We start from the raw sequence: 21,557 nt of genomic DNA on the forward strand, positions 1-21,557 counted from the left end.
GGTTCGGCGAGTTGACGATCAGCTTTCTGCGCCGCCGACACGGACGCCTGATGGTCCGGCCGTCAATGGCGACCAGGCCGTGCGCGCGTCGCGGCGCGGTCGGTTGCATCAGCGGCACCAGTGGGCACCAGGGGCGGGCGGCACACTTCCCCAGCGGCCGTCGATGAAGGCGTCTCCAGCCCGTCTCGCTGATCGGGACGACATTGCGCGGACGGACTCACGGTCACCTGGAAGTCACGCTGCTCCCAGCGATCGGCGGTCGTCCAGAAGAACGTGAACAGGATCTCGGCGCCAGCCGGCAGATCGGCAGCCGGCAGGTCGGTCACGTGCACGCCGAGCAGGGTGTCTCGCGACGGCGTGTCGTGCACCGTGGCCCAGCCGTCGGTGCTCCAGTGGACGGTCGTCGCGGCAAGCGTCTCGATGCGCAGGTCGAGGCCCTGCGCCAGCCTGCGGCGCCTGTGATTGAAGCGCCAGCACGCACGACGCGACCGCGTGCGGTTGGTCACGTACCGTTCCCGCACTCGCGACGGCATGTCGAAGATTCGTTGGTCGTTGATCGACCGCTGCAGCTTGAGGTACTCGGCGTGGGCCCAGACGAGGGGCATGGCGCTGCCGGTCGGCCCACCGAAGCGAAGCTCGCGCTCCGGTACATCCGCCTCGTCCCACACCTGCTCGGGAATCAGGCCGGTGTCTCCAGCGAACCGTTCGATCGAGGACATCAACGCGGCGGCCTCGTCGAATCGGCCTGCCGCAATCTCGTAGTGCGCACGCTCCCCGGTGAGCAGCGGCCAGCCGCGCCCGATGCCGGTGCCGCTGTACGCAGTGCCATCCTCCTGCTCGCCGTAGCGGTCGCCGTTGTACCGCCGCCACACCGGGCCATGCGGCGTGTCCACCTTGAGGAGGCTGTCGATCGCGCGAATCGTGTCCACGATCCTCGGATCGTCGGCGGCCCGAAGGCCGAAGCGCACGAGCGCCAGCGCGTCGGGGCTGACGGTCTCCCGGCGACGTTCACGCGGGCGTGCGTGCCCATCGTCGTCGGGCCCGGATTGGCCCGCCTGCGATGCAGTGTCGAGGGGCTCCGGTGGGGCGATCTTGACGTAGTACCCGGCGACGCCGATGGCCGCGGCCAGGGCCGTGCCCTCCACGTAGAGCGCCTCGTCGATGGTGTCGTTCCAGCCGTCGGCGATCTCGCAGAGATACGTGGCCGTCTCGGGTTCTCCGAGCTGGCCGGCGATGTCAGCGGCGACGATGAGCGCGGCGATCTGGACCGCGACCGTGAATGGTGCGAAGCCCGGCTCCTCTTCCCATCGGTCCTGCTCGGTGACGGGCCCCTGCGTGACGATGTAGCTGACGGCCTGGCGAATCATCGGCCAGAACGTCGCCACCAGATCCTGAGCGTCCCCGTGCCTCTGGAGGAGGTCGACGAGCAGGATCGGCAACGCCGTCTCGTCCAGCTGGATCCCGCGCCAGTACGGCGTGCCATCGACCCACATGTTCTGGGGCCATGACCCGTCCGGGTTCTGCACCACCCGGAGGTACTGCAGCGCTCGCAGCGCATCGGTGCGCGCACCGGCCGCCAGCAGGCCTCCCGCGGCCTCCACGAGATCGCGCGGCCAGACCAGGTGATAGCCGCCGAGGTCGTCATCGCCCTTGTCGGCCCCCCACGGAATCGACAGGCTGGCAATCATGGCTCCGGGAAGGCGCTTCTCCTCGTGGCAGCGAAGCACGGTGGCGCTGATGCGAGTCAAGCGGCACGTCGGCGACCTCTCGACCTGTGGTGGGGCGATGTGATGCTGCCACTCGCGCCATTCGGCGACATAGCCGTCCCACGCGTCGTCGAACGAGCTGAACAAGCTCGCCCGGGCACCATGGGCGGCTTCGCTGACCGTCGAGCCGAAGGCAAGGGCGATCACGAACTGTCCATCGCTCCCCACGAGGTCCACCTCACCGACCAGCGCCACGTTGCCGTTTTCGGCTCGGTCGTACTCCCAGGCGAGATGGCGATGGGTCGCCAGGTCGAGCCACCCGTCAGACCGTCCGACGAAGCCTGCCGAGACTCTCAGCCAACCCTTCGAACACGCGACGGCGAGGGCCGCGCCGTCGCGTTCCGCCGTGAGCATCCGCACACCCTTGAACTCCCCGACGACGCCCGTGTTCCCCGTGCCGCGATTGGCGAGGTGCGGCGCGAGCAGCACGTGGACGCGATAGTCGGTGATGGCGCCCACGAGAGGGACGAACCGGACCCGCTGCAGCAGGACGTCGCGTCGAGGGTCGGTGACGATCGCCTTCTCGATGCGGAACCGCCCGTCGCGGCACGTGTTCACCAGCCGAAACGCAGGGATGCCGGCGTCGCACCACCGTGTGACGTTCGTGGTGTCCCGCTTCTCCTCCGAGAACCCTGCGCTGCCGTCGGTGACGATGAGGCCGAGGTCGCGCAGGCACGCCTGGTCGACCCGCGGGTAGTACACCTCGTTGAGAATGCCGTGGCTCAACGTGAACCAGACCTTGCTGCCGGCCCGCAATGCCGTACCGACAGCCGACTTGGCGCTGGTAGTCCACCGCGGCTGGATCCCGGGCCAGCCCGGCGCGTGGCGTGGAACGGTGCTCATGATCGCACCGCCAGTCGGCAACGCCGGGTGACCGGCCGACACGCTCGTCGCTCCGGGACACTGCTGCGCGGCACACGAGGCCGGTCCACGTGCCCTGAACTCTCACGATTCACGATGCCCTCCACGCCGACCGCCAGCCGGCTGCATGTCGTGGCGGCGCCGCAGTCTCCGACCTGCCGCGTGCGGCCCCCCTCGATGCAGGGCACGAGTGGTGCCAGGTCGACGCGCGGCCCGCGCGCCGGCCGATGGCCGACCGACGGCGCGGCACGTGAGGCGTGCAGGCGCAGTCGTGCGGCGTCCGGCCCCACGTCACCTGTGTGAATCGCCGCCGCGTGCGCGGATGTCGCCGCGGCTGGTCACTCGCCGGCGCGGACGCGCCGAATCAATGGAAGCAGCTCGTGGCGGAGGGTCGCCTTGAGCAGGACGGCGCGCGCACCGGCGTCGAGGATGGCGTCGACGTTCAGATCGTGATCGTAGGTGGTCATCACGATCACGCGGGCGTCGGGGTGCTCGTCGAGGAGCAATCGCAGTCCCAGCAGACCCTCGCCGTTGGCCAGTCGACTGTCGAGGATGGTGATGTCCGGCAGGCAGCCAGCGTAGGCGAAGAGCGCCGCCTCGACCGACGCCGCACGGCCGACCAAGACCATGTCGGTCTGGCTGCAGATCAGCTGCGCCACGCCCTCGCGCATCGGCGCGTGAGCTTCGACCACCATGATCCGCGTCGGCGTCTCCACGCCTGCACTATCGCACCGCCGGCGGGACGTCGTTGTACTCCGCACGGACGTGGGTCGCGTACCCATTCCGGGGTACGGGCCGCCAGTGGAGGCGTGGGCTCGGTCGTGGCCGGTGCGTTCGCTCACGTGATTGGTATCGTCAGCTCGACGGTCGTGCCGCGTGAGGCCATCGAGGTGATGCGCACGGTGGCCCCGACCGACCGGGCGCGTTCCTGCATGCCGACCAGCCCGAAGTGCCCGACCTTGCCGTGTTCCAGCACTTCCGGGTCGACTCCGATGCCATCGTCGCGCACCGCAATCCGGATGTGTCGCGTCGCGAACTCGAGATCGAGCGTGATGCGTGACGCTCGCGCATGGCGACCGGCATTGAGGAGCGCCTCACGGGTGATCCGGTAGGCGGCGCCGTGAACCGGCGGTGACAGGGACCGGCCCTGCCCACTCACCCGCATCCGGATCGCGGCGGCGGTGTGGGCCTGGAGCTGCTGCACGAGCTGCTCCAGGGAGCTGACGAGCGTGACCGGCATGGCACTGGCGCTGCGGATCTCGGCCACCGTGGCCCGAGCCTCGTCGGACATCTGATCGACCCGTCGCAGTATGCCGTCCAGCTCCCGCTGCAGGTCGGTCGTCGTCTGCGGCGGAGCGTCGCGAATCACCTGCAGGTGCATGCCGACGGCCGTGGCACTCTGCAGGAGCGTGTCGTGCAACTCGTGGGCGATGCGCAGGCGTTCGGCGGCGCGGTCCTCGAGGCGGCGCGTCAGCGTCGCCGAGACACGAGCGACGCGCAGCCTGTGCAGCCCCCACAGCGCCGCGCCGAGGCCGGAGATCGCGAGCGTCGCGAACCACGTCGTCTGATAGAACGCCGGAGCGATCGTGAAGGTCAGAACCGCTGGCGGGTCGGCCCAGGCCCCTCCGCCGTGCGCCGCAGCAATCTCGAGCCGATGAGCGCCCGGCGACAGGCCGTCGAACACGATCTCGCGCGTCGTCCCCACCCCGACCCACGAACCCCGGTCGCCGTCGAGGCGGTAGCGGAAGCGAACTCGCTGCGGCGCGCTGAAGCTCAGGGCCGTGTAGGCGATCCGGATGGCCTTGACGCTCGACGGCAGCCGCGGCTCCGGGGCTGTCGCCAGGTTCACGAGCGTGCCGTCGTGCTGCAAGGTCAGGAGCCTCACCGGCGGTCCGGCTCGCGCCTCGCGCAGTCGATCGAGATCGACCCGGACCACGCCGCGTGTCGTGGCCACCCAGAGGTCGCCACGGCCGTCGATCACGGCGCGCGGTGATGCCCCGGCGGTCGGGGACGCACGAAAGCCGTCGACGTCGAACACCGTCACGGCATGCGGCTCGATGCCTGCCGGTGACCTCGCGATCAGCGGCCCCCGCTGGACACGCGCGACGCCGAAGACGCCGGTGAGCCACAGGTCGCCGTGGCGATCATCGACGATCGAGACGATCGGCCCGTCGGGCAGGCCGTGGCGCCTGTCGAATGCACGCACGGCACCCGAGGGGTCGATGCGGATCACACCGGTCACCGCCGCCACCCACAGAGCCCCCTCGCGATCCTCGTGGATGTCGGTGATCCCACCGCCCGGGAGCGGATCGTCGATGGACACGGGCGAAGCGCCGGCGCCATCCACGCGCACGATGCCACCCTCGGTCAGGCCCAGCCACAGGCGACCGTGCCTGTCGAGCTCGGCGGCCGAGACCCGAGTGCCGGCCGGCCCGAGGGCGATCCGCCGCAGTCCGGCGGTCGTCCAGTGCAGGGCACCGAGCCCCCAATCCCCGATCCAGACGCCGCTTGCCCCGTCACCGGTGAGGACGATCGCCCTCGTGGCATCGCGGCTGACGATCGACGGCGCGCTGGCCCGTGCCGTGTCGAGCACCGACACGCCTTCTCGTCTCCCGATCCAGAGCCGACCGGTCGCGTCGAGCGCAAGCCCCATGGCCTCGCCGGACATCAGCTGCCGGACACGCCCGTCACGAATCCGATCGACGCCTCCGGGCGACCCCACCAAGATCGACCCGTCGGGAGCAGCGACGACCGAGTTGATGAAACTCGACGACAGCCCTTCGGGCGGGCCGAACGTCGTCGCCGGTCCATCGGTCACCCGGGCGAGACCCGCATCGGTGCCGACCCAGAGATTGCCTTCACGATCCTCGAGGAGCGCGGTGATGCGATCGTCGGGGAACACGCCGGCGTCGAACGCTTCCGGACTCGAGGCCTGCGCCGGCTGCGCAATCCTCCACAACCCCTGCCCGAGCGTGCCGACCCACAGCGCGCCGTCCCGATCCTGCAGGAGCCGCCACGGGCGGGTCGGCCCTTCCTGCAAGGTCGCCGTCGACCGGCACCTCGTGTCGATCGACCGGACGCTGCCCGCCATGTCGGCAACCCAGATCGCACCGGAGCCCAGGGTGACGACACTTCGGATGATGCCCCGGCACCCGTCGGCCGGCGGAGCCAGGCGGGCGGTAGGCGCCGGCCAGCGCACGAGTCCCTCGTTGGTCCCCACCCAGGCGGCGTGCGCATCCGGTGCGACCGACAACACCCGCGCCGAGGCCGACGCCGACGTCAGGGCCGCCGGATGCCACACGCCGCTCTCGTACACAGCGAGTCCCGCCGCCGTGCCCACCCAGACACGTCCGTCCGGGCCTTCGACGATGGTCTCGACATACCCGCGGGGCGCCCCCGCCGCGGCGTCGACGCGAGAGGACGCGCCATCCGCGAGGCGAATGACGTGACCGGTCGTCGTGCCGATCCACAGTGCGCCGTCGGATGCCGCTCCGAGGGCAGAGATGTTGACGGTGGGTATGCCCTGGTCCACCCGCTCGAACCGGACCCCATCGAATCGGACGAGCCCCGCGTCGGTGCCCACCCAGATGAAGCCGTCACGCGTCTGCGCGAGCGCGGTGATGCGCGACGACCGCAGGCCCTCGGCGCGTGTCCACGTCGTGACGATGAACTGCGAGAGGCGCTTGTCCCGATCGAGCGCCGCGGTCGGACGTGGCTCGCCCAGCAGGATTGCGAGCCCCAGCAGCGTTGGCGCCGAGCAGACGCGGACCAGCCGGAGCATCACATCGATGCCACGCTACAAGTGGAGGATCCCGCGCCTGACGGCGATGGTCACCGCATGCGTCCTGTCGTCGGCGGCCAGCTTCCCCAGGATGTTGCGCGTGTGCGCCTTCACCGTCTCCTCGGCAATCGACAGCGCCGCGGCGATCTGCTTGTTCTTGCGACCCTCGGCCACCAGGCGCAGCACCTCTATCTCACGCGGCGTCAGCGTCCCCCGGCCCAGGTGCTCCGCTATGCGCTCGGCGACGACGGCGGGCACGCGGGTGCGCCCGGCGTGCACCTGCCGGATCGTCTCGATGAGCTCGGTACGCAGCATGCTCTTGAGGAGGTAGGCGCGAGCCCCCGCTTCCATCGCCCGCGTGATCTCGGTGTCGCCGGCAAACGAGGACAGCACGATGACCAGCGCACGGGGAAACTCGCGTCGAATCAGGCCGATCGTCTCGATGCCGTCGATGCCGGGCAACCTGAGATCCAGCAGGATGACGTCAGGACGGTGCGTGTCGACCAGCTCGACCGCGTCCTCGCCTCGCTCCGCCTCGCCGACCACGGTCATGTCGGCCTGCGTGCGCACGACTGCCGCGATGCCCTCTCGAATCAACGGGTGGTCGTCGATCGTCACGATCCGGATCATGGTCGTGTAGTTGCGTGACTCGCGGGGAAGGCCTGATTGTACCTGATCGACTCCGCGAGCCGCTGCCACCGGCGTGCCACTGCCGTGGCACTCAGCCCACCTTCCGGGCGATGCGGTCGAGGTAGAGGAAGTAGACAGGCGTCACGTACAAGGTCAGCGCCTGCGACACGAGCAGCCCTCCGACGACGGCCAGGCCGAGGGGTTGACGCGTCTCGGCCCCCGCACCGAGTCCCAGAGCAATCGGGAGGGCTCCGGCCAGCGCCGCCACCGTTGTCATCATGATCGGGCGGAACCGGACCAGGCTCGCTTCGAGGATGGCGGCGTCGGCGGGCGCGCCGCGGCGGACGGCCGCCAAGGCGACGTCGACCATCATGATGCCGTTCTTCTTCACCAACCCGACGAGCAGCACGACGCCGACGAACGCAAAGAGATCCAGCGGCAGTCCCGCGAGCCAGAGAGTGACCAACGCCCCGGCCGCTGCGGAGGGCAGCCCTGACAGGATCGTGACCGGATGGACGAAGCTCTCGTACAGGACACCGAGCACGAGGTAGATCACGACGACGGCCAGCACCAGCGTGACGGCGAGTCCCTGCAGCGATCCCTGGAACTGCTGGGCGACGCCCTGGAACGACCGGGCGATGGAGGCCGGCACCAGTGCCCCGGCCTCGCGCGACACCGCCTGCAGGGCATCACCGAGGGCGACACCCGGCGCCAGGTTGAACGACAGCGTCACCGATGGCAGCTGCCCGGTGTGATTGATGGCCGATGGGCCCGCCTGTCTGGACACCCGGGCCACCTGCGCCAGCGGGACCTCACCGCCGGCACTGGTCTTGAGGTTCAGCAACGACAGCGCCGTCTCGTCCCGCTGGAACTCCGGCGCCACCCGGAGCACGACCTGGAACTGGTCGTCCGGGCCGTAGATCGTCGACACCTCGCGCTCGCCGTAGGCGCTGTAGAGGGCACTCTCGAATTGATCGAGGGTCAGGCCGAATGAGGCGAGCTGATCCCGGTCCACCTTGACCGAGAGCTGGGGATCGGCAATCTCGAGATCGGTGGTCACGTCCTGCAGCTCTGGCAGCTTCGCCAGCCTCGCCAGGAGTCGATCCGATGCCGCGTAGAGCACCCTGGTGTCGGTGCCCTGAAGCGTCAGCTGATACTGGCTCTTCGTCTGGTTGCCGCCCACGGCTATCGCCGGTGGGCTTTGCAGGAAGACCCGCAGGCCGGAGACCTCGTCCAGCGAGCGGCGCAGCGCCTGGGCGATCTCGCCGGCGCCGAGGCGTCGCTGCGCCCGTGGGCGCAGCCTGACGAACAATCGACCCGTGTTGAGCGCCGAACTGCCGACGACCGAGGTGACCGACACGACGTCGGGGTGGCGGCGGATCGCCCGGACGGCGGCGTTCTGCTCGGCCATCATCGCGTCGAAGCCGATGCCCTGGATGGCCTGGGTCTGTCCGACGAGCATGTCGACATCCTGGTCGGGAATGAACCCCTTCGGGATCCGCGCGAACAGCCACACCGTGCCGACGAGCATGAGGATGGAGGCAGCCAGCACGAGGCCACGGTGGGCGAGTGCGAGGCGCAGCGTGCGCGCGTACCCGCGCAGGGACGACTCGACGACCGCGTCCAGCCGGCGGATCCAGCGCGGCCGGCTCGCGACGGCGGGCGTCGGCCTCAGGAACCGGCTGCACAGCATCGGCGTCAGGGTCAGCGACACCGCGCCCGATACGAGGATGGCGGCGGCGATCGTGACGGAGAACTCCCTCAGCAGACGACCGACGACACCTCCCATGAACAGGACGGGGATGAAGACCGCCGCGAGCGACAGCGTCATGGAGACGATGGTGAAGGTGATCTCGCGAGCCCCCTCGAGGGCGGCGCGCAGGCGATCGGCACCGGCTTCCATGTGTCTCACCACGTTCTCGAGCATCACGACCGCATCGTCGACGACGAAGCCCATGGAGAGGGTGAGCGCCATCATCGACAGCGCGTCCAGCGAGTAGCCGAGTGCGGCCATGACGACGAACGTCCCGAGCAGGCACGTCGGCAGGGCCAGCGCCGGAATGAGTGTCGCCGAGGTATTCACCAGGAAGAGGAAGATCACCAGGACGACCAGCGCCATGGTCAGCAGGATGGTGACGGTCACGTCACGGGACGCGTCCCTGATCGCCTGCGATCGATCCCACATGACGTTCATCTGCACGTCCGCGGGCAGCTCCTGCTGGATGCGGGGAAGCGCGTCACGGATGCGATCGACCACCGCGACGGTGTTCGCGTCGGGCTGCCGCTGCACGGCCAGCAGGATGGCGCGGGTGTCGTCGACGGTGGTCCTGGTCTGATCGTTCTCGACGCCGTCGGTCACCCGCGCCACCTGCTCCAGCCGGATCGGCGAGCCATTGCGCCACGCGACGACGACCCGGCGGAACGCGGCGGCGTCGTGCAGCTGGCCGTCGACCTCGATATCGAGGTTCCTGGTCGGCGTCTGGATGGCGCCCGTCGGCCGGTTCACGCTGGCCGACGAGATGGCGGTGGTCAGGTCATCGATCGACAGCCCGTGGGCCGACAGCGCGTTCGGATCGGCATCGACGCGCACGGCATACTTCTGGGCTCCGTAGACGGTCACCTCGGCGACGCCCTCGATCATCGACATCTGCTGCCCGACCTTCGTCTCGGCAGCTTCGTCGACTTCGGTCATCAGCCGCGTCGGCGAGGTGAGCGTCAGCAGCAGGACCGGCGAGGCCGCTGGATTGACCTTCTGGTACGTGGGCGGCGCCGGCAGGTCCGGAGGCAGCGCGCGCGCCGCCCGCGCGATCATCGCCTCGACGTCCTGCGCCGCTGCGTCGATGTCGCGCTCGAGGTCGAACTGCAGGGTGATCGACGTCGAGCCGCGCGTGCTCGTCGAGCTGATCGACGACACGCCGGCGACGGTGGCGAACTGCCGCTCGAGCGGCATCGCCACCGTCGAGGCCATCGTGTCCGGGCTGGCGCCGGGCAGCGTCGCGGCGACGCTGATCGTGGGGAAATCGACGACCGGGAGATCGCTCACCGGCAGTTGTGGATACGCCAGGCCACCGAAGATGGCCAGGGCGGCAGTCAGCAGCGTCGCGGCGACGGGACGGCGGATGCACCACTCCGGGGCCGTCATGGGACCACCCTCATCCCGGCGGCCAGCCGCACCTGTCCGTCGGTGACCACGAGTTCCCCGTCGCGGAGGCCCGACGACACGCGGGTCAGTCCCCCGCCTGTGGCAATCGTGCGAACCGGGCGAGCCTCGACGGTGTGATCGACGCCGACCACGAAGACGTAGTCTCCCGCCTGTCCCTGCTGCACCGCCTCCGTGGGGACGACGATCGCACGCTCGGCCAGACCGAGGTGCAGCACCACACTGACGAACTGACCCGGCCACAGGCGACCGTCCCGGTTCGGGTATGCGACCTTCACGCGGATCGTGCCGGTCGCCGGGTCGATCGCGTTGTCGAGGAACACGATGCGTCCGTCGGTCGCCACGGTGCCCGTACCGTCGACCGCGGCGTCGGCACGCACCGTGTCCGTCCGGAGCGCCTCGCGGATCCGATCGAGCATGGCCCCCGGCACGGCCAGGCTGACGTGCATCGGGGCGATCTGCGCGATCGACACCATCGCCGTCGGCGACTCGGCGTCGATCAGGTCGCCGACGTCGACGGGGACGTGGCCGGTCCGGCCGGCGACAGGGGCCTGGATCCGCGTCTTGTCCAGCTGCAGCCGTGCCGCTGTGACGTTGGCGCGGTCAGCCGCGACGGCGGCGGCGGCGGTGCGAGCCGCGGTGCGCGCCGCCTCGAGCTGCTCGGTCGCCACGACCAGGTCGCGGGCGAGCGCCTCGTACCGGGCCTGTTCACTCGTGGCATTGTCCAGGGTCGCCGCGTCGCGGGCGAGCGTGCCCTGAGCGGCCGCAAGCGCCGCCTCGAAGGGGCCGGGATCGATCGTGAACAGCAGTTGTCCCGCCTGCACGTCGGCGCCCTCCGCGAAGTGGATGGCCCGCAGGGTCCCCGTGACTTGCGCGCGTACGTCGACCGTCGAGGAGGCTTCGCTCGTCCCGACCGCCGTGACGTCGTCGGGCATCGCCTGTACGCTCACGCGGGCGGTGCGCACGGTGACGGGTGGAGACACGGTGTGTGTGGGCTCGCGGCGCGAGCACCCGGCAAGCGTCGCCGTGAGGAGGATCGCGATGTCCAGGCGTCGGTGCGTGCTCACGGTCGATCCCTTCTTCGATGCGCGAGTTGCCGTGTTCAGCGGGCCTGGACCCATCACGCTGGCTGACGAGGCCCTCACTGGCCGCTGATGACCGCACGGGCAATCGAGGTCGACGCCACGACCACACGTGCTCGATCGACCATGCGAGCAAACCCCTGACCACGTCGCGGTCGGGCCTGGTACGAGCGTCGTCGCACGTCGTGGTAGCCGATCGCTGAGGCCATCGGCCACACGGCGATGCGCTTCGGCCACACGGCCCTGGCACGTCGATGTCTGAAGGCGGGTCTCGGCACGTGGCACGCGGCGGCGTGACAGCCCCGTGCGAGCGGGGCATCGGGATTGCACTGCACGACCGGCGATGGCTGTCGAACGACGTGCTGTACGTGTGGGATGGCTGCGTCGCGTGGGCGCGCTGGCGGCGGCGATCTCCGTTGGTGCGGCGACGCCCGATCTCGCCGCGCAGGACGCCGGTCCAGCGCCCCTGCGACTGACGCTGTCGGAAGCCGTCAGGCGTGCGCTCGAGGCGAACCCGTCGGTGCGCGCGGCGGCGCTGGACGGCGCCGCAGCCGAAGTGGCGCGCGCCCTCACCAGGGCCACGCTGCTCCCGAGCGTCGGCTTGCGGGCCGGGCGGGACGTGACACGCCTCAATGCCGAGACGATGTTCGGCACGGCGCTGGCCACGCCGACCATCGGGCCGTTCTCGACGATGGCCGCCGTCGGCGTCGTCTCGGTGCCCATCGTCGACGTCGCGGCGGTGCGCGCTCACGCGATCACGCGGCAGCAGGCAGTGGCGGCTCGCGCCGGGGAGCGGGTGGTTCGCGAGGCCAACGTGCTCGCCGCGGCCGGCGCCTATCTGGACCTGCTCGAGGCGTTGGCCACCCGCGAGGCGGCGCGGGAGCGACTCCGTCTCGCGCAGGCGCTGCGCGATCTGGCCTCCGATCTCCAGCGCCGTGGGAGCGGCACGGGACTCGATGCGCTCCGGGCGGACGTGCAATGGCATGCCGAGCGTCAGGCACTGATCGAGGCGGACGCCGATGCACGCGTCGCGACGCTGCGGCTGGCCAACGTCCTCAACCTGCCGCAGGGGCGTCCGATCGAGTGCAGCGATGCGGAGATCTTCTTCGCGCCGGTGACCCTGGCGCCGAGCCCCGCGACCAGCCTCCGGCCCGAGCTGCTGGTCGCCTGGACGAACGTCGACATCGCGCGCCTCGGCGTGCGCCGCGCCCTCGATCTCCGCTTGCCCCGCGTGTCGGTGACCGGCACGGCGGGAGCGGCGGCCCTCCAGTCCAACCCGTGGCTCGGCACCTACCAGGTCGTCGCCTCAGTGCAGATGCCGCTGTTCACCGGCGGTGAGCTCCGCGCACGCGAGGCCCTGGCGCGCATCGGCCGTGAGCGCGCCGAGGTGATCGCCGAGGAGGTCCAGAACGCGGTCTCGCTCGAGGAGGCAGCCGCCGCAGCCCGCCTTGCGGCGGCCGAGGCGCGAGCGCCCCTCGCCGACGACGCCGCTCGGCTCGCTGCCGCCGAGGTCGAACAGGCCCGCGATCGCTTCGCGGCCGGGGTCGCCGGCAACGTCGAGGTCATCGCCGCCCAGACCGCGCTGGCGCGCGCGCAGGCCAACCGGATTGCCGCCTACGCGAGCGTGCGCCGCGCGCGATTGTGGCTCGCCCACGCACGCGGGCGAGCGGAACTCGAGTACGTGAGCGCGTCGGTCGCGGACCGGCGCTGAGTCGGGGGATGAGAACCATGCCGCATGGGCGTTACATCGGTCCGAGGGTCATCGCATCGGGAGCGGCGGCCGCGCTGGTGCTTTCGGTGATCGGGATCTATGCCGCCGCGCACCGCGGTGAGGTCTCCACCGACGATGCCCAGGTGGACGGCCACGTCAGCCCGGTGGCGGCCCGCATCAGCGGGACGATCATCGAGGTGCGCGTCGACGATGGCCACCGCGTCAGGGCGGGTGACGTCCTGGCGCGCATCGACCCGCGCGAGTACGACGCCCGCGTCGAGCAGGCGCGGGCCGCCCTCGGGGCAGCCGAGCAGCAGGCCCGCGGCGCCGTCATCAACGTCCCCCTGACCGCCGCGGCGACGACGGCCGCCATCGCCAGTGCCGGCGCCGTCGTGGCTGCGTCTCGTGGGGAGTTGTCGCAGGCCGGCGCATGGTTCGAGCAGGCCTCGACGTCGGAGCTCGCGGCGGCGCGCGCCCGCGTCGCGCAACTGGCTGCGGCCGCCGACAAGGCACGCAACGACCTGGCGCGCATGCAGCCGCTCGCCGAGAAGGCAGAGATCTCACGCCAGGAGTTCGACGCGTACCAGGCCGGCGCCAGCGAGGCCGCCGCGGCGCTCGACGCCGGCCGACAGGAAGTGCTGGCGGCCGAGCAGGTGGCCCAGGCACGACGTGCCGCGGTTGCCGCGGCGGAGGCGCACGTCAGCGCAGCCTCAGCCGCGCAGCGGCAGGCAGAGGCCAGCGGCCGGCAGGTCGACATCAGCGCCGCCGCTGCGGCCGCGGCACGCGCCAACGTCTCACAGGCGAGAGCCGCCTTGCTGGCGGCGGAACTCCAGGCGAGTTACACGACGATCACGGCACCGGTGAGCGGATACGTGACCGGGCGCACCGTCGAGCGCGGACAGGTCGTGGGACCCGGTCAAGGCCTGCTGACCATCGCGCCGGAGGACGACTTGTGGATTACTGCCAACTTCAAGGAAACGCAGCTCGGTCGCCTGCGGCCCGGCCAACGCGCGACCGTTCGCCTCGACGTCACCGGTGAGGACTATCCCGCCCGCGTGGAGTCGATCGGCGCGGTCTCGGGCGAGAAGCTGTCGCTCCTGCCTCCGGAGAACGCCACGGGCAACTACGTCAAGGTCGTGCAGCGCGTCCCGGTCCGGATCCGTCTGGACCGCGGCCACGCGCCCGCCTCCGCCTTGCGGCCCGGCGTCAGCGCGGAAGTGACGGTCCACACGCGATGATCCGCCATCGTGCCGCCCTCGTCACCGCCCTGGCGGTCATGGTCGCGCCGTTCATGGAGGTGCTCGACACCAGTGTCGCCAACGTCGCGCTGCCCCACATTGCGGGTGCCCTGGGGGCTGACACCGACGAGTCGACATGGGTCCTGACTTCGTATCTCGTGTCCAATGCCATCGTGCTGCCGCTCAGCGGCTGGCTGGCACAGGTGTTCGGCCGGAAGCGTCTCTACCAGGCCTGCATCGCTCTCTTCACCGCGAGCTCGGCGCTGTGCGGCATGGCGCAGAGCCTGGACGCCCTGATCCTCTGCCGTGTGTGCCAGGGCATCGGCGGCGGGGCCCTGCAGCCGTTGTCGCAGGCGATGGTGCGCGACGCCTTCCCGCCCGAGCGGCAGGGCATGGGCATGGCCATCTTCGGCATGGGGGTGGTGCTGGCGCCCATCGTCGGCCCCCTGCTCGGTGGCTGGCTCACCGACAACTACTCGTGGCGCTGGATCTTCTACATCAACGTCCCTGCCGGCCTGCTGGCCATCATCCTGACCGCCCTCGTCGTCGACGATGGCTCGGACGGGCGCGCACGCCGGGGACGCATCGGCGGGGACATCCTCGGCGTGTCGTTGCTGGTCATCGGCATCGGGTCCCTCGAGATCTTCCTCGACGAGGGTCAGCGCCTCGATTGGTTCTCCTCGCAGTTCATCCTCACCTTCGCGGTGCTGGCGGCCGTGGGCCTGGCGACACTGGTGGTCTGGGAACTGCGCGCACCGTCGCCGGTGCTGCACCTGCGCTTGCTCGCGCAGCCGAACTTCGCGGTCGCCTGCGTGATGATGTTCGCGCTGGGCTTCGTGCTCTACGGCTCGACACTGATCCTGCCGCTCTTCGTCCAGACCCTCCTGGGCTACTCGGCAACCCTGAGCGGCCTGGTGATGTCGCCGGGCGGGGTGGTCGTGCTGTTGTCGATGCCGGTGGTGGGCGCGTTGCTCTCGCGCGTGTCGCCGCGCATTCTGACGACCTGTGGACTGATGTGCGGGGCGGCCGGTATGGTGCACCTCTCCGGGCTCGACCTCCAGGCCGACACGCAGGCGATCGTCATCGGCCGGATGATCCAGAGCCTGGGCATGGCCTTCCTCTTCGTGCCGATCAACACCGCAGCGTTCATCGCCGTGGCGCCGGCCGACAACAATCACGCCAGCGGCCTCATCAACCTGATGCGCAACATCGGCGGCAGCAGCGGGATCGCCCTGATCACCACCTTCATCGCACGACGCTCGCAGGAACATCATGCCCGCCTCGCCGAGCACGTCAGCCTCGTGGATCCGGTGGTCCGCGCGCGCCTGGAAGGCCTCGAGGCTCGCCTGGTCGAGGCTGGCGCCAGCGCGGCCGACGCGGTCCGGCAGGCCGACGCGCTGCTGCAGGCCGCGTTGCAGCGCCAGGCCGCACAGCTGGCCTTCCTGGATGCCTTCCTGCTCCTCGCCAGCATCTTCGTCGTGCTGATTCCCCTTGCGCTGACGCTGCGCGGCCGCCCGCACGGCGCCGTTGGCATCGACTGACGGCGTCGGCCGGTGCGACGCCGGCCTAGGCCGAAGCGGCGGTCCTCCCCGGGATACCCTCGACGTTGTAGCGCTCGAGCATGCGATAGAGCGACCGGCGATCCACGTTCAGCTGCACGGCGGCCCTCGCGATGTTCCCTCGCGTGCGGGCCACGACGTGCAGGATGTACCGGCGCTTCATGTCCTCGAGCGTGTCGCCGGCGGCGAACAGCGCGGCGGCCGTATCCCCGTCGCGGCGCGACGGGGACGCGCCCGTCGGCTGCAGCACGTCACGAGGCAGATCCGCTTCGACGATGGTGCGCCCGCTCGAGAGGGCCACCACCCGCTCGATCGTGTTCTGCAGCTGGCGGACGTTCCCGGGCCACTGGTACTCACAGAGCCGGCGCAGCGCCCCGCGCGAGAACGCTTCGGCGGCGCGACCATGCCGGGTGGCGGCATCGAGCAGGAACTGCTCGGCCATGGCCGGGATGTCCTCCACGCGTTCGCGCAGGGGCGGCAGCTGGACGGTCACGACGTTCAGGCGGTAGAAGAGGTCCTCGCGGAACGTGCCGTCGCGTACCATGCCCGGCAGGTCGCGGTTGGTGGCCGCGACGATCCGCACGTCGACGGGTGTCCACATGTGCGCTCCCACCCTGCGCACCTCGCCTTCCTGCAGCACCCGCAGGAGCTTGGCCTGGAGGTCGGGCTCGAGTTCCCCGATCTCGTCGAGCATGCACGTGGACCCGTGCGCCTGTTCGAGCAGCCCGCGCTTGTCCGTCACGGCACCGGTGAAGGCGCCGCGCACGTGCCCGAACAGCTCGCTTTCCATGAGCGACTTCGGGATGGCGGTGCAGTCGATGACCATGCAGCGCTTGCTGGCGCGGGGGCTGAGGTCATGCAGCGCCCGGGCGACGAGTTCCTTGCCCGTGCCGCTCTCGCCGGTGATCAGCACGGTGGCCCTGGTGGAGGCGGCTCGGACGATGGTCTTGTAGACCTCGACCATGGCCGGGCTGCGCCCGATGATGCGCCCCTCGGTCGCGTCGAGCGGTATGCCCGCGGGCGAACGCAGAGCGCTCGAGGCGCAGCCGCGCTCGAGCGCCTCGAGGACCCGCTCGTGGCCGACGGGCCGCACCAGCAGGTCGAAGGCGCCGCTGGTCAACAGTCTCGCGGTCGAGCGGAGGGAGGCGTCGGTGGTCACCACCACGGACGGGACGTCGGGTGCGATGCGCCTGATGCGCCCCAGCAGGTCTCCGACCGGCTCGCCGCCAGGGCAGTCGTAGATGGCCACGGCGTCCCACCGTCGGTGGAGGAGCTGGTGGACGCACCCGGCGTGATCGCGAACGTGGGTGACGTCGTGGTCGCGATCGGCAAAGCCGCGAGCGACGACCTGCCCTTCGTCACCGTCGGCATGAGCGAGCAGAATCTTCAGTTTCACGACGAACTCCTCGGGAAAGGGACGCACACGAGGATCGTGCGAAACACGGACGCCGGTATCCCCCGCTCGCAGCACCGACCGCACCCTCAATGAGGGGAGCACCTCTCTAGACCGTATGGGGTACGCACCTGACGCGGCCGCGGCGGACGCCGCGGGTCGGCGTGGCGTGCGGCCACGGCGACGCGGCGCGACGTCACACCACTTCCACGAGACCTCCACGGCTTCGCGCACGAGAGTGCCGACGCCCACGACGGCACCAGGGTTGCTCCTCGGATCGGCAGGAGGCAGGCACATGCCCCTCCGCGGCAACGTCGGCAGCCCAGATGGATCGCGCCCGCGCCGAGACGCGGGACCGGCCGTTGTCGGGAACATTCGGTACGCCACACAGCTGCACATCGAATCGTAAGGAGATCGACATGAATCCATCCACCACCACCGCGACGGTCGCTGCGGGCACGGCCCCGCCCGACCGGATGATCGGCGACATCACCGTCTCCATGTTCCAGAGCCAGGCCGACGCCGAGGCCGCGGTGCGGTCACTGCAGGCCGCCGGCTTCGACATGACGAAGCTGTCCATCGTCGGGACCGACTACCGCACGGACTCGCACGTCGTCGGGTTCTACTCGACGGGTGACCGCGTCCGGACGTGGGGCGGTGTCGGGGCCTTCTGGGGCAGCGTCTGGGGCATGCTGTTCGGCGCCGCGTTCTTCGTCATCCCCGGGATCGGCCCGGTGCTCGTCGCCGGGCCGCTGGTCGCCGCCATCGTGGGGGCCATCGAGGGCGCCGTGGTCGTCGGCGGCCTCAGTGCGGTCAGTGCCGCCCTGATCAGCCTGGGCGTACCGCGCAACAGCGTCCTCGACCTCGAGACGGCCATCAAGGCGGGCAAGTACCTGCTGGTCGCGCACGGAACGCCCGGCGAAGTCGAACGGGCCCGTCAACTCCTGGGTTCTCCCGCCTGACACCGCCGCGCGAGCGGAGAAAGGACGGCGGCCCGTGTCATCGACCGCGGAGGCCCAGGCCTCCTTCTGGGATGTACCCGTCGCGGATCTGCTGCGGGACCTGCACACGTCCCGTGAGACCGGCCTCCCGGAGGACGTCGCCGCCACGCGCCTGCGCATCCACGGCCCGAACACGCTTCGCGCGACGACGCGGTTCGGGCCGCTGCGACTCCTGCTGCATCAGTTCACGTCGCCGATCGAGCTGCTGCTGGTCGTGGCGGCCACCCTGTCGTGGGCACTCCACGACTCGACCGATGCCGCCATCATCCTCTGCATCGTGCTGGCCAGTGGCGTCCTGGGCTTCTGGCAGGAACAGGGCGCCTCGACGACCATCGCGAAGCTTCTCGCCGTCGTCGAGGTCTCGACGACGGTCGTACGCGCCGGGCAGCAGGTGCGACTGCCTGTCGATCGGCTCGTCCCCGGCGACATCGTGCTCCTGCAGGCAGGATCGAGCATCCCGGGCGACGGACGGGTGCTCGAGTCGCGCGACCTGCAGGTCAACGAGGCGACGCTGACCGGGGAGACGTTCCCGGTGGAGAAGCGCCCCGGAGCAGTGCCGTCCGCGACGCCACTGGGCCAGCGATGGAACTGCGTGTTCATGGGCACGAGCGTGGTCAGCGGTACCGCCGCGGTGCTGATCACCCGCACCGGTGGCGCCACCGAGCTCGGTCACCTGTCGCAGCTCACCCAGTCGCGTGCGGCGGCGACCGAGTTCGAGCGCGGCATCAGACGTTTCGGCGCGTTCCTGATGGACCTGACCGTGGTGTTCGTCCTGGCCATCTTCGCCGTGAACGTCTACCTGGCCAGACCGGTGGTCGACGCGTTCCTGTTTGCGCTCGCGCTCGCCGTCGGACTGACGCCCCAGCTGCTGCCCGCGATCGTCACCGTGACCCTGGCGCGCGGCGCCCGGCGGATGGCCGAGCGGCGCGTCATCGTGAAGCGCCTCGCCTCGATCGAGAACTTCGGCAGCATGGACGTATTGTGCTCGGACAAGACGGGCACCTTGACCGAGGGCCGCGTCAGGGTCAGGGCCGCTCTCGACATCGGCGGGGTGGACAGCGAGGCGGTCCTGTTCCACGCCTTCCTGAATGCGTCGTTCCAGACCGGCTATGCCAACCCGATCGACGCAGCCATCCGCGAGGGACGTCCACTCGACGTCTCCGCGTGGCGCCGCGTCGACGAGCTGCCGTACGACTTCACGCGCAAGCGCCTCAGCGTGCTCCTCCAGAACGGGGACGCGACGGTCATCGTGACCAAGGGGGCCGTGGAGTCGGTGCTGTCGGTGTGCACGCTCGCCCTGGGCGCCGATGGCTCCGAGGTTCCGCTCCAGCCCGTGATCGATCGCGTGCGAGCCGTCTATGCATCGGTCAGCGCGCAGGGCTTCCGCACCCTGGCCGTGGCGCGCCGTCCGACGTCCGCGGCCATGCTGCAACCCGGTGACGAACGCGATCTGACGTTACTGGGCCTGCTGGTGCTCGATGACCCGCTGAAGGCCGATGCCGCGACCACCGTCGCGTCGCTGGCGGCGCTCGGCGTGTCGCTGAAGATCATCACGGGCGACAACCAGCTGGTCGCCGCCGAGATCGCCCGACAGCTCGGCATGGACCCGCGAGCGCTCCTCACGGGCGCACAGGTGCACGGCCTGAACGACGACGCCCTCGCGCTGAGGGTCGCGGACGTGGAGGTGTTCGCCGAGATCGAGCCGAACCAGAAGGAGCGGCTGATCCGAGCGCTGCGGGCCAGCGGTCATGTCGTCGGCTACATCGGCGATGGCATCAACGACGGGCCGGCGCTCCACGCTGCCGACGTCGGCATCTCCGTGCAGGGGGCGGCCGACGTCGCCAAGGGCGCTGCCGACATCGTGCTCCTCGAACACAGCCTGCGCACGCTCGAAGACGGCGTGCGCGAGGGTCGACGGACGTTCGCCAACACCATCAAGTACGTCCTGATGGCGACCAGCGCGAACTTCGGCAACATGTTCAGCATGGCAGGTGCAGCCTTGTGGCTGCCGTTCCTGCCCCTCCTCCCGAAGCAGATCCTGCTCGCGAACCTGCTGACCGACGTCCCCGAGCTGACGATCGCGACCGATCGTGTGGACGACGAGTGGATTGCCCGTCCTCACCGCTGGGACGTCGAGGCGATCCGTCGCTTCATGATCGTGTTCGGCATCCTGAGCTCGGTCTTCGACTACGCGACCTTCGCGGTGCTCGTCTGGGGCATGCACGCCAACGCCGACGAGTTCAGGACCGGCTGGTTCGTCGAATCGCTGGCCTCGGCGACGCTGATCGTGCTGATCGTGCGCACCAGACACCCCGTGCTCACCCGCCTTCCGTCGCAGCCGCTGTTGCTCTCGACTCTCGCGGTCCTCGGCCTGTCGCTGGTCCTGCCGTTCTCGCCGGTCGCAGGCCTGTTCGGCTTCGTGCCGCTCCCCGCTTCCTTCATGTTGTCGATGGCCGCGATCGTCGCCGCGTACGCCGCGGCGGCCGAGGTCGTCAAGCGGGCGTTCTACCGGCGGTTCGCGAGGTCGTGATGACGCTCGAACCTGCCTTGCTGCTGCTCGTCGGCGGGTCGGTGCTGGCCGGCGCGCTGGGCTCGTTGACCGGGCTCGGCGGTGGCGTGCTGCTCGTCCCGATGCTCACGCTCGGATTCGGCGTCGACATCCGCTACGCCGCCGGGGCGTCGCTGGTCTCGGTGATCGCGACGTCGTCTGGTGCTGCAGCCACGTACGTCAAGGAGGGATACAGCAACATCCGGGTGGCGATGGTGCTCGAGCTCGCGACGACGACCGGCGCCATGGCCGGGGCGACTCTCGCGCTCCTGCTGGCGCCTTCGCTCGTGGCTACGCTCTTCGGCGTCGTGCCGCTGCTCTCCGCGCTGCCGTTCGACCCTGCACCGGCCACGATCGTCGACGGCCCGTCGGACAAGCTGTCCAGGCTCCTGCGCCTCGACGGCTCCTACCCCTCGGCGGCCGGGTCCGTGCATTACCGCGTCCGACGCATTCCGGCCGGGTTCCTCGTCATGGCGATCGCAGGCGCGCTGTCGGGCCTCCTCGGCATCGGCTCCGGGGCACTGAAGGTGCTGGCCCTGGATCGACTCATGGGGTTGCCCTTCAAGGTGTCCACGACCACGAGCAACTTCATGATCGGGGTCACCGCCGCGGCCAGCGCCGGCGTCTACCTGCGACGTGGCTACATCGACCCGTTCATCGCCGCTCCCGTTCTGGTCGGCGTGCTCGCTGGCGCATGGGCCGGAGCGCAGATCCTCACGAAGGCGCGACCCGCCCGACTGCGGTCGGTGTTCCGCGTCGTCCTCGTGCTCCTGGGACTGCAGATGATCCTCGGCGCCGCGGGGGTCATCCCGTGACGGCGTCGGGTG

The 21,557-nt window shown here is 70.2% G+C and carries 13 protein-coding genes; 6 read left to right on the forward strand and 7 right to left on the reverse strand.

What is annotated here, in order from left to right:
• Positions 1–62: 62 nt before the first annotated feature.
• The 6 genes from TBR22_RS21255 to TBR22_RS21280 form a co-directional block, all read right to left on the reverse strand.
• A complete protein-coding gene (locus TBR22_RS21255; RefSeq protein ID WP_239489841.1) occupies positions 63–2,609 on the reverse strand; it encodes a glucan 1,4-alpha-glucosidase in 2,547 nt (848 codons plus the stop codon).
• 356 nt (positions 2,610–2,965) lie between these two features.
• Positions 2,966–3,343 (reverse strand): response regulator, encoded by a 378-nt coding sequence (locus tag TBR22_RS21260; protein WP_239489842.1) that lies wholly within the window; start codon positions 3,341–3,343, stop codon positions 2,966–2,968.
• Between the two features lie 122 nt (positions 3,344–3,465).
• On the reverse strand, positions 3,466–6,408 hold the full coding sequence (locus TBR22_RS21265; RefSeq protein WP_239489843.1) for a two-component regulator propeller domain-containing protein: 2,943 nt from the start codon (positions 6,406–6,408) through the stop codon (positions 3,466–3,468).
• Positions 6,409–6,423: 15 nt separating this feature from the next.
• Positions 6,424–7,038 (reverse strand): response regulator transcription factor, encoded by a 615-nt coding sequence (locus TBR22_RS21270; RefSeq protein ID WP_239489844.1) that lies wholly within the window; start codon positions 7,036–7,038, stop codon positions 6,424–6,426.
• Between the two features lie 91 nt (positions 7,039–7,129).
• Positions 7,130–10,180: an efflux RND transporter permease subunit gene (locus TBR22_RS21275; RefSeq protein WP_239489845.1), complete on the reverse strand. Its 3,051-nt coding sequence runs from the start codon at positions 10,178–10,180 to the stop codon at positions 7,130–7,132.
• On the reverse strand, positions 10,177–11,265 hold the full coding sequence (locus TBR22_RS21280; RefSeq protein WP_239489846.1) for an efflux RND transporter periplasmic adaptor subunit: 1,089 nt from the start codon (positions 11,263–11,265) through the stop codon (positions 10,177–10,179). Before TBR22_RS21280 ends, TBR22_RS21275 begins: the two co-directional genes overlap by 4 nt.
• A gap of 385 nt (positions 11,266–11,650) precedes the next feature.
• Here TBR22_RS21280 and TBR22_RS21285 point away from each other — a divergent pair, with 385 nt between their 5' ends.
• From TBR22_RS21285 to TBR22_RS21295, 3 genes are read left to right on the forward strand one after another with little or no spacing between them, the layout of a single operon-like run.
• Positions 11,651–12,991 carry a TolC family protein gene (locus tag TBR22_RS21285; protein WP_239489847.1) on the forward strand — a complete coding sequence of 447 codons (1,341 nt, stop codon included), beginning with the start codon at positions 11,651–11,653 and terminating at the stop codon, positions 12,989–12,991.
• Positions 12,992–13,008: 17 nt separating this feature from the next.
• On the forward strand, positions 13,009–14,229 hold the full coding sequence (locus TBR22_RS21290; RefSeq protein ID WP_239489848.1) for an HlyD family secretion protein: 1,221 nt from the start codon (positions 13,009–13,011) through the stop codon (positions 14,227–14,229).
• Positions 14,226–15,770, forward strand: a complete 1,545-nt coding sequence (locus tag TBR22_RS21295; protein ID WP_239489849.1) for a DHA2 family efflux MFS transporter permease subunit — start codon at positions 14,226–14,228, stop codon at positions 15,768–15,770. The genes TBR22_RS21290 and TBR22_RS21295 overlap by 4 nt, the downstream gene beginning before the upstream one ends.
• 25 nt (positions 15,771–15,795) lie before the next feature.
• Here the strand turns inward: TBR22_RS21295 and TBR22_RS21300 are convergent, their stop codons facing one another.
• Entirely contained in the window at positions 15,796–17,184 is a 1,389-nt protein-coding gene (locus tag TBR22_RS21300) for a sigma-54 dependent transcriptional regulator (RefSeq protein ID WP_239489850.1), read from the reverse strand.
• 416 nt (positions 17,185–17,600) lie between these two features.
• Here TBR22_RS21300 and TBR22_RS21305 point away from each other — a divergent pair, with 416 nt between their 5' ends.
• From TBR22_RS21305 to TBR22_RS21315, 3 genes are read left to right on the forward strand one after another with little or no spacing between them, the layout of a single operon-like run.
• On the forward strand, positions 17,601–18,143 hold the full coding sequence (locus TBR22_RS21305; RefSeq protein WP_239489851.1) for a general stress protein: 543 nt from the start codon (positions 17,601–17,603) through the stop codon (positions 18,141–18,143).
• A gap of 34 nt (positions 18,144–18,177) precedes the next feature.
• The gene (mgtA, locus tag TBR22_RS21310; protein ID WP_239489852.1) at positions 18,178–20,712 is read left to right on the forward strand and encodes a magnesium-translocating P-type ATPase; all 2,535 of its coding nucleotides are present in this window, start codon (positions 18,178–18,180) and stop codon (positions 20,710–20,712) included.
• A complete protein-coding gene (locus TBR22_RS21315) occupies positions 20,712–21,545 on the forward strand; it encodes a sulfite exporter TauE/SafE family protein (protein WP_239489853.1) in 834 nt (277 codons plus the stop codon). The genes mgtA and TBR22_RS21315 overlap by 1 nt, the downstream gene beginning before the upstream one ends.
• Positions 21,546–21,557: the final 12 nt, after the last annotated feature.

The organism is Luteitalea sp. TBR-22 (assembly GCF_016865485.1).
Lineage (GTDB): Bacteria > Acidobacteriota > Vicinamibacteria > Vicinamibacterales > Vicinamibacteraceae > Luteitalea.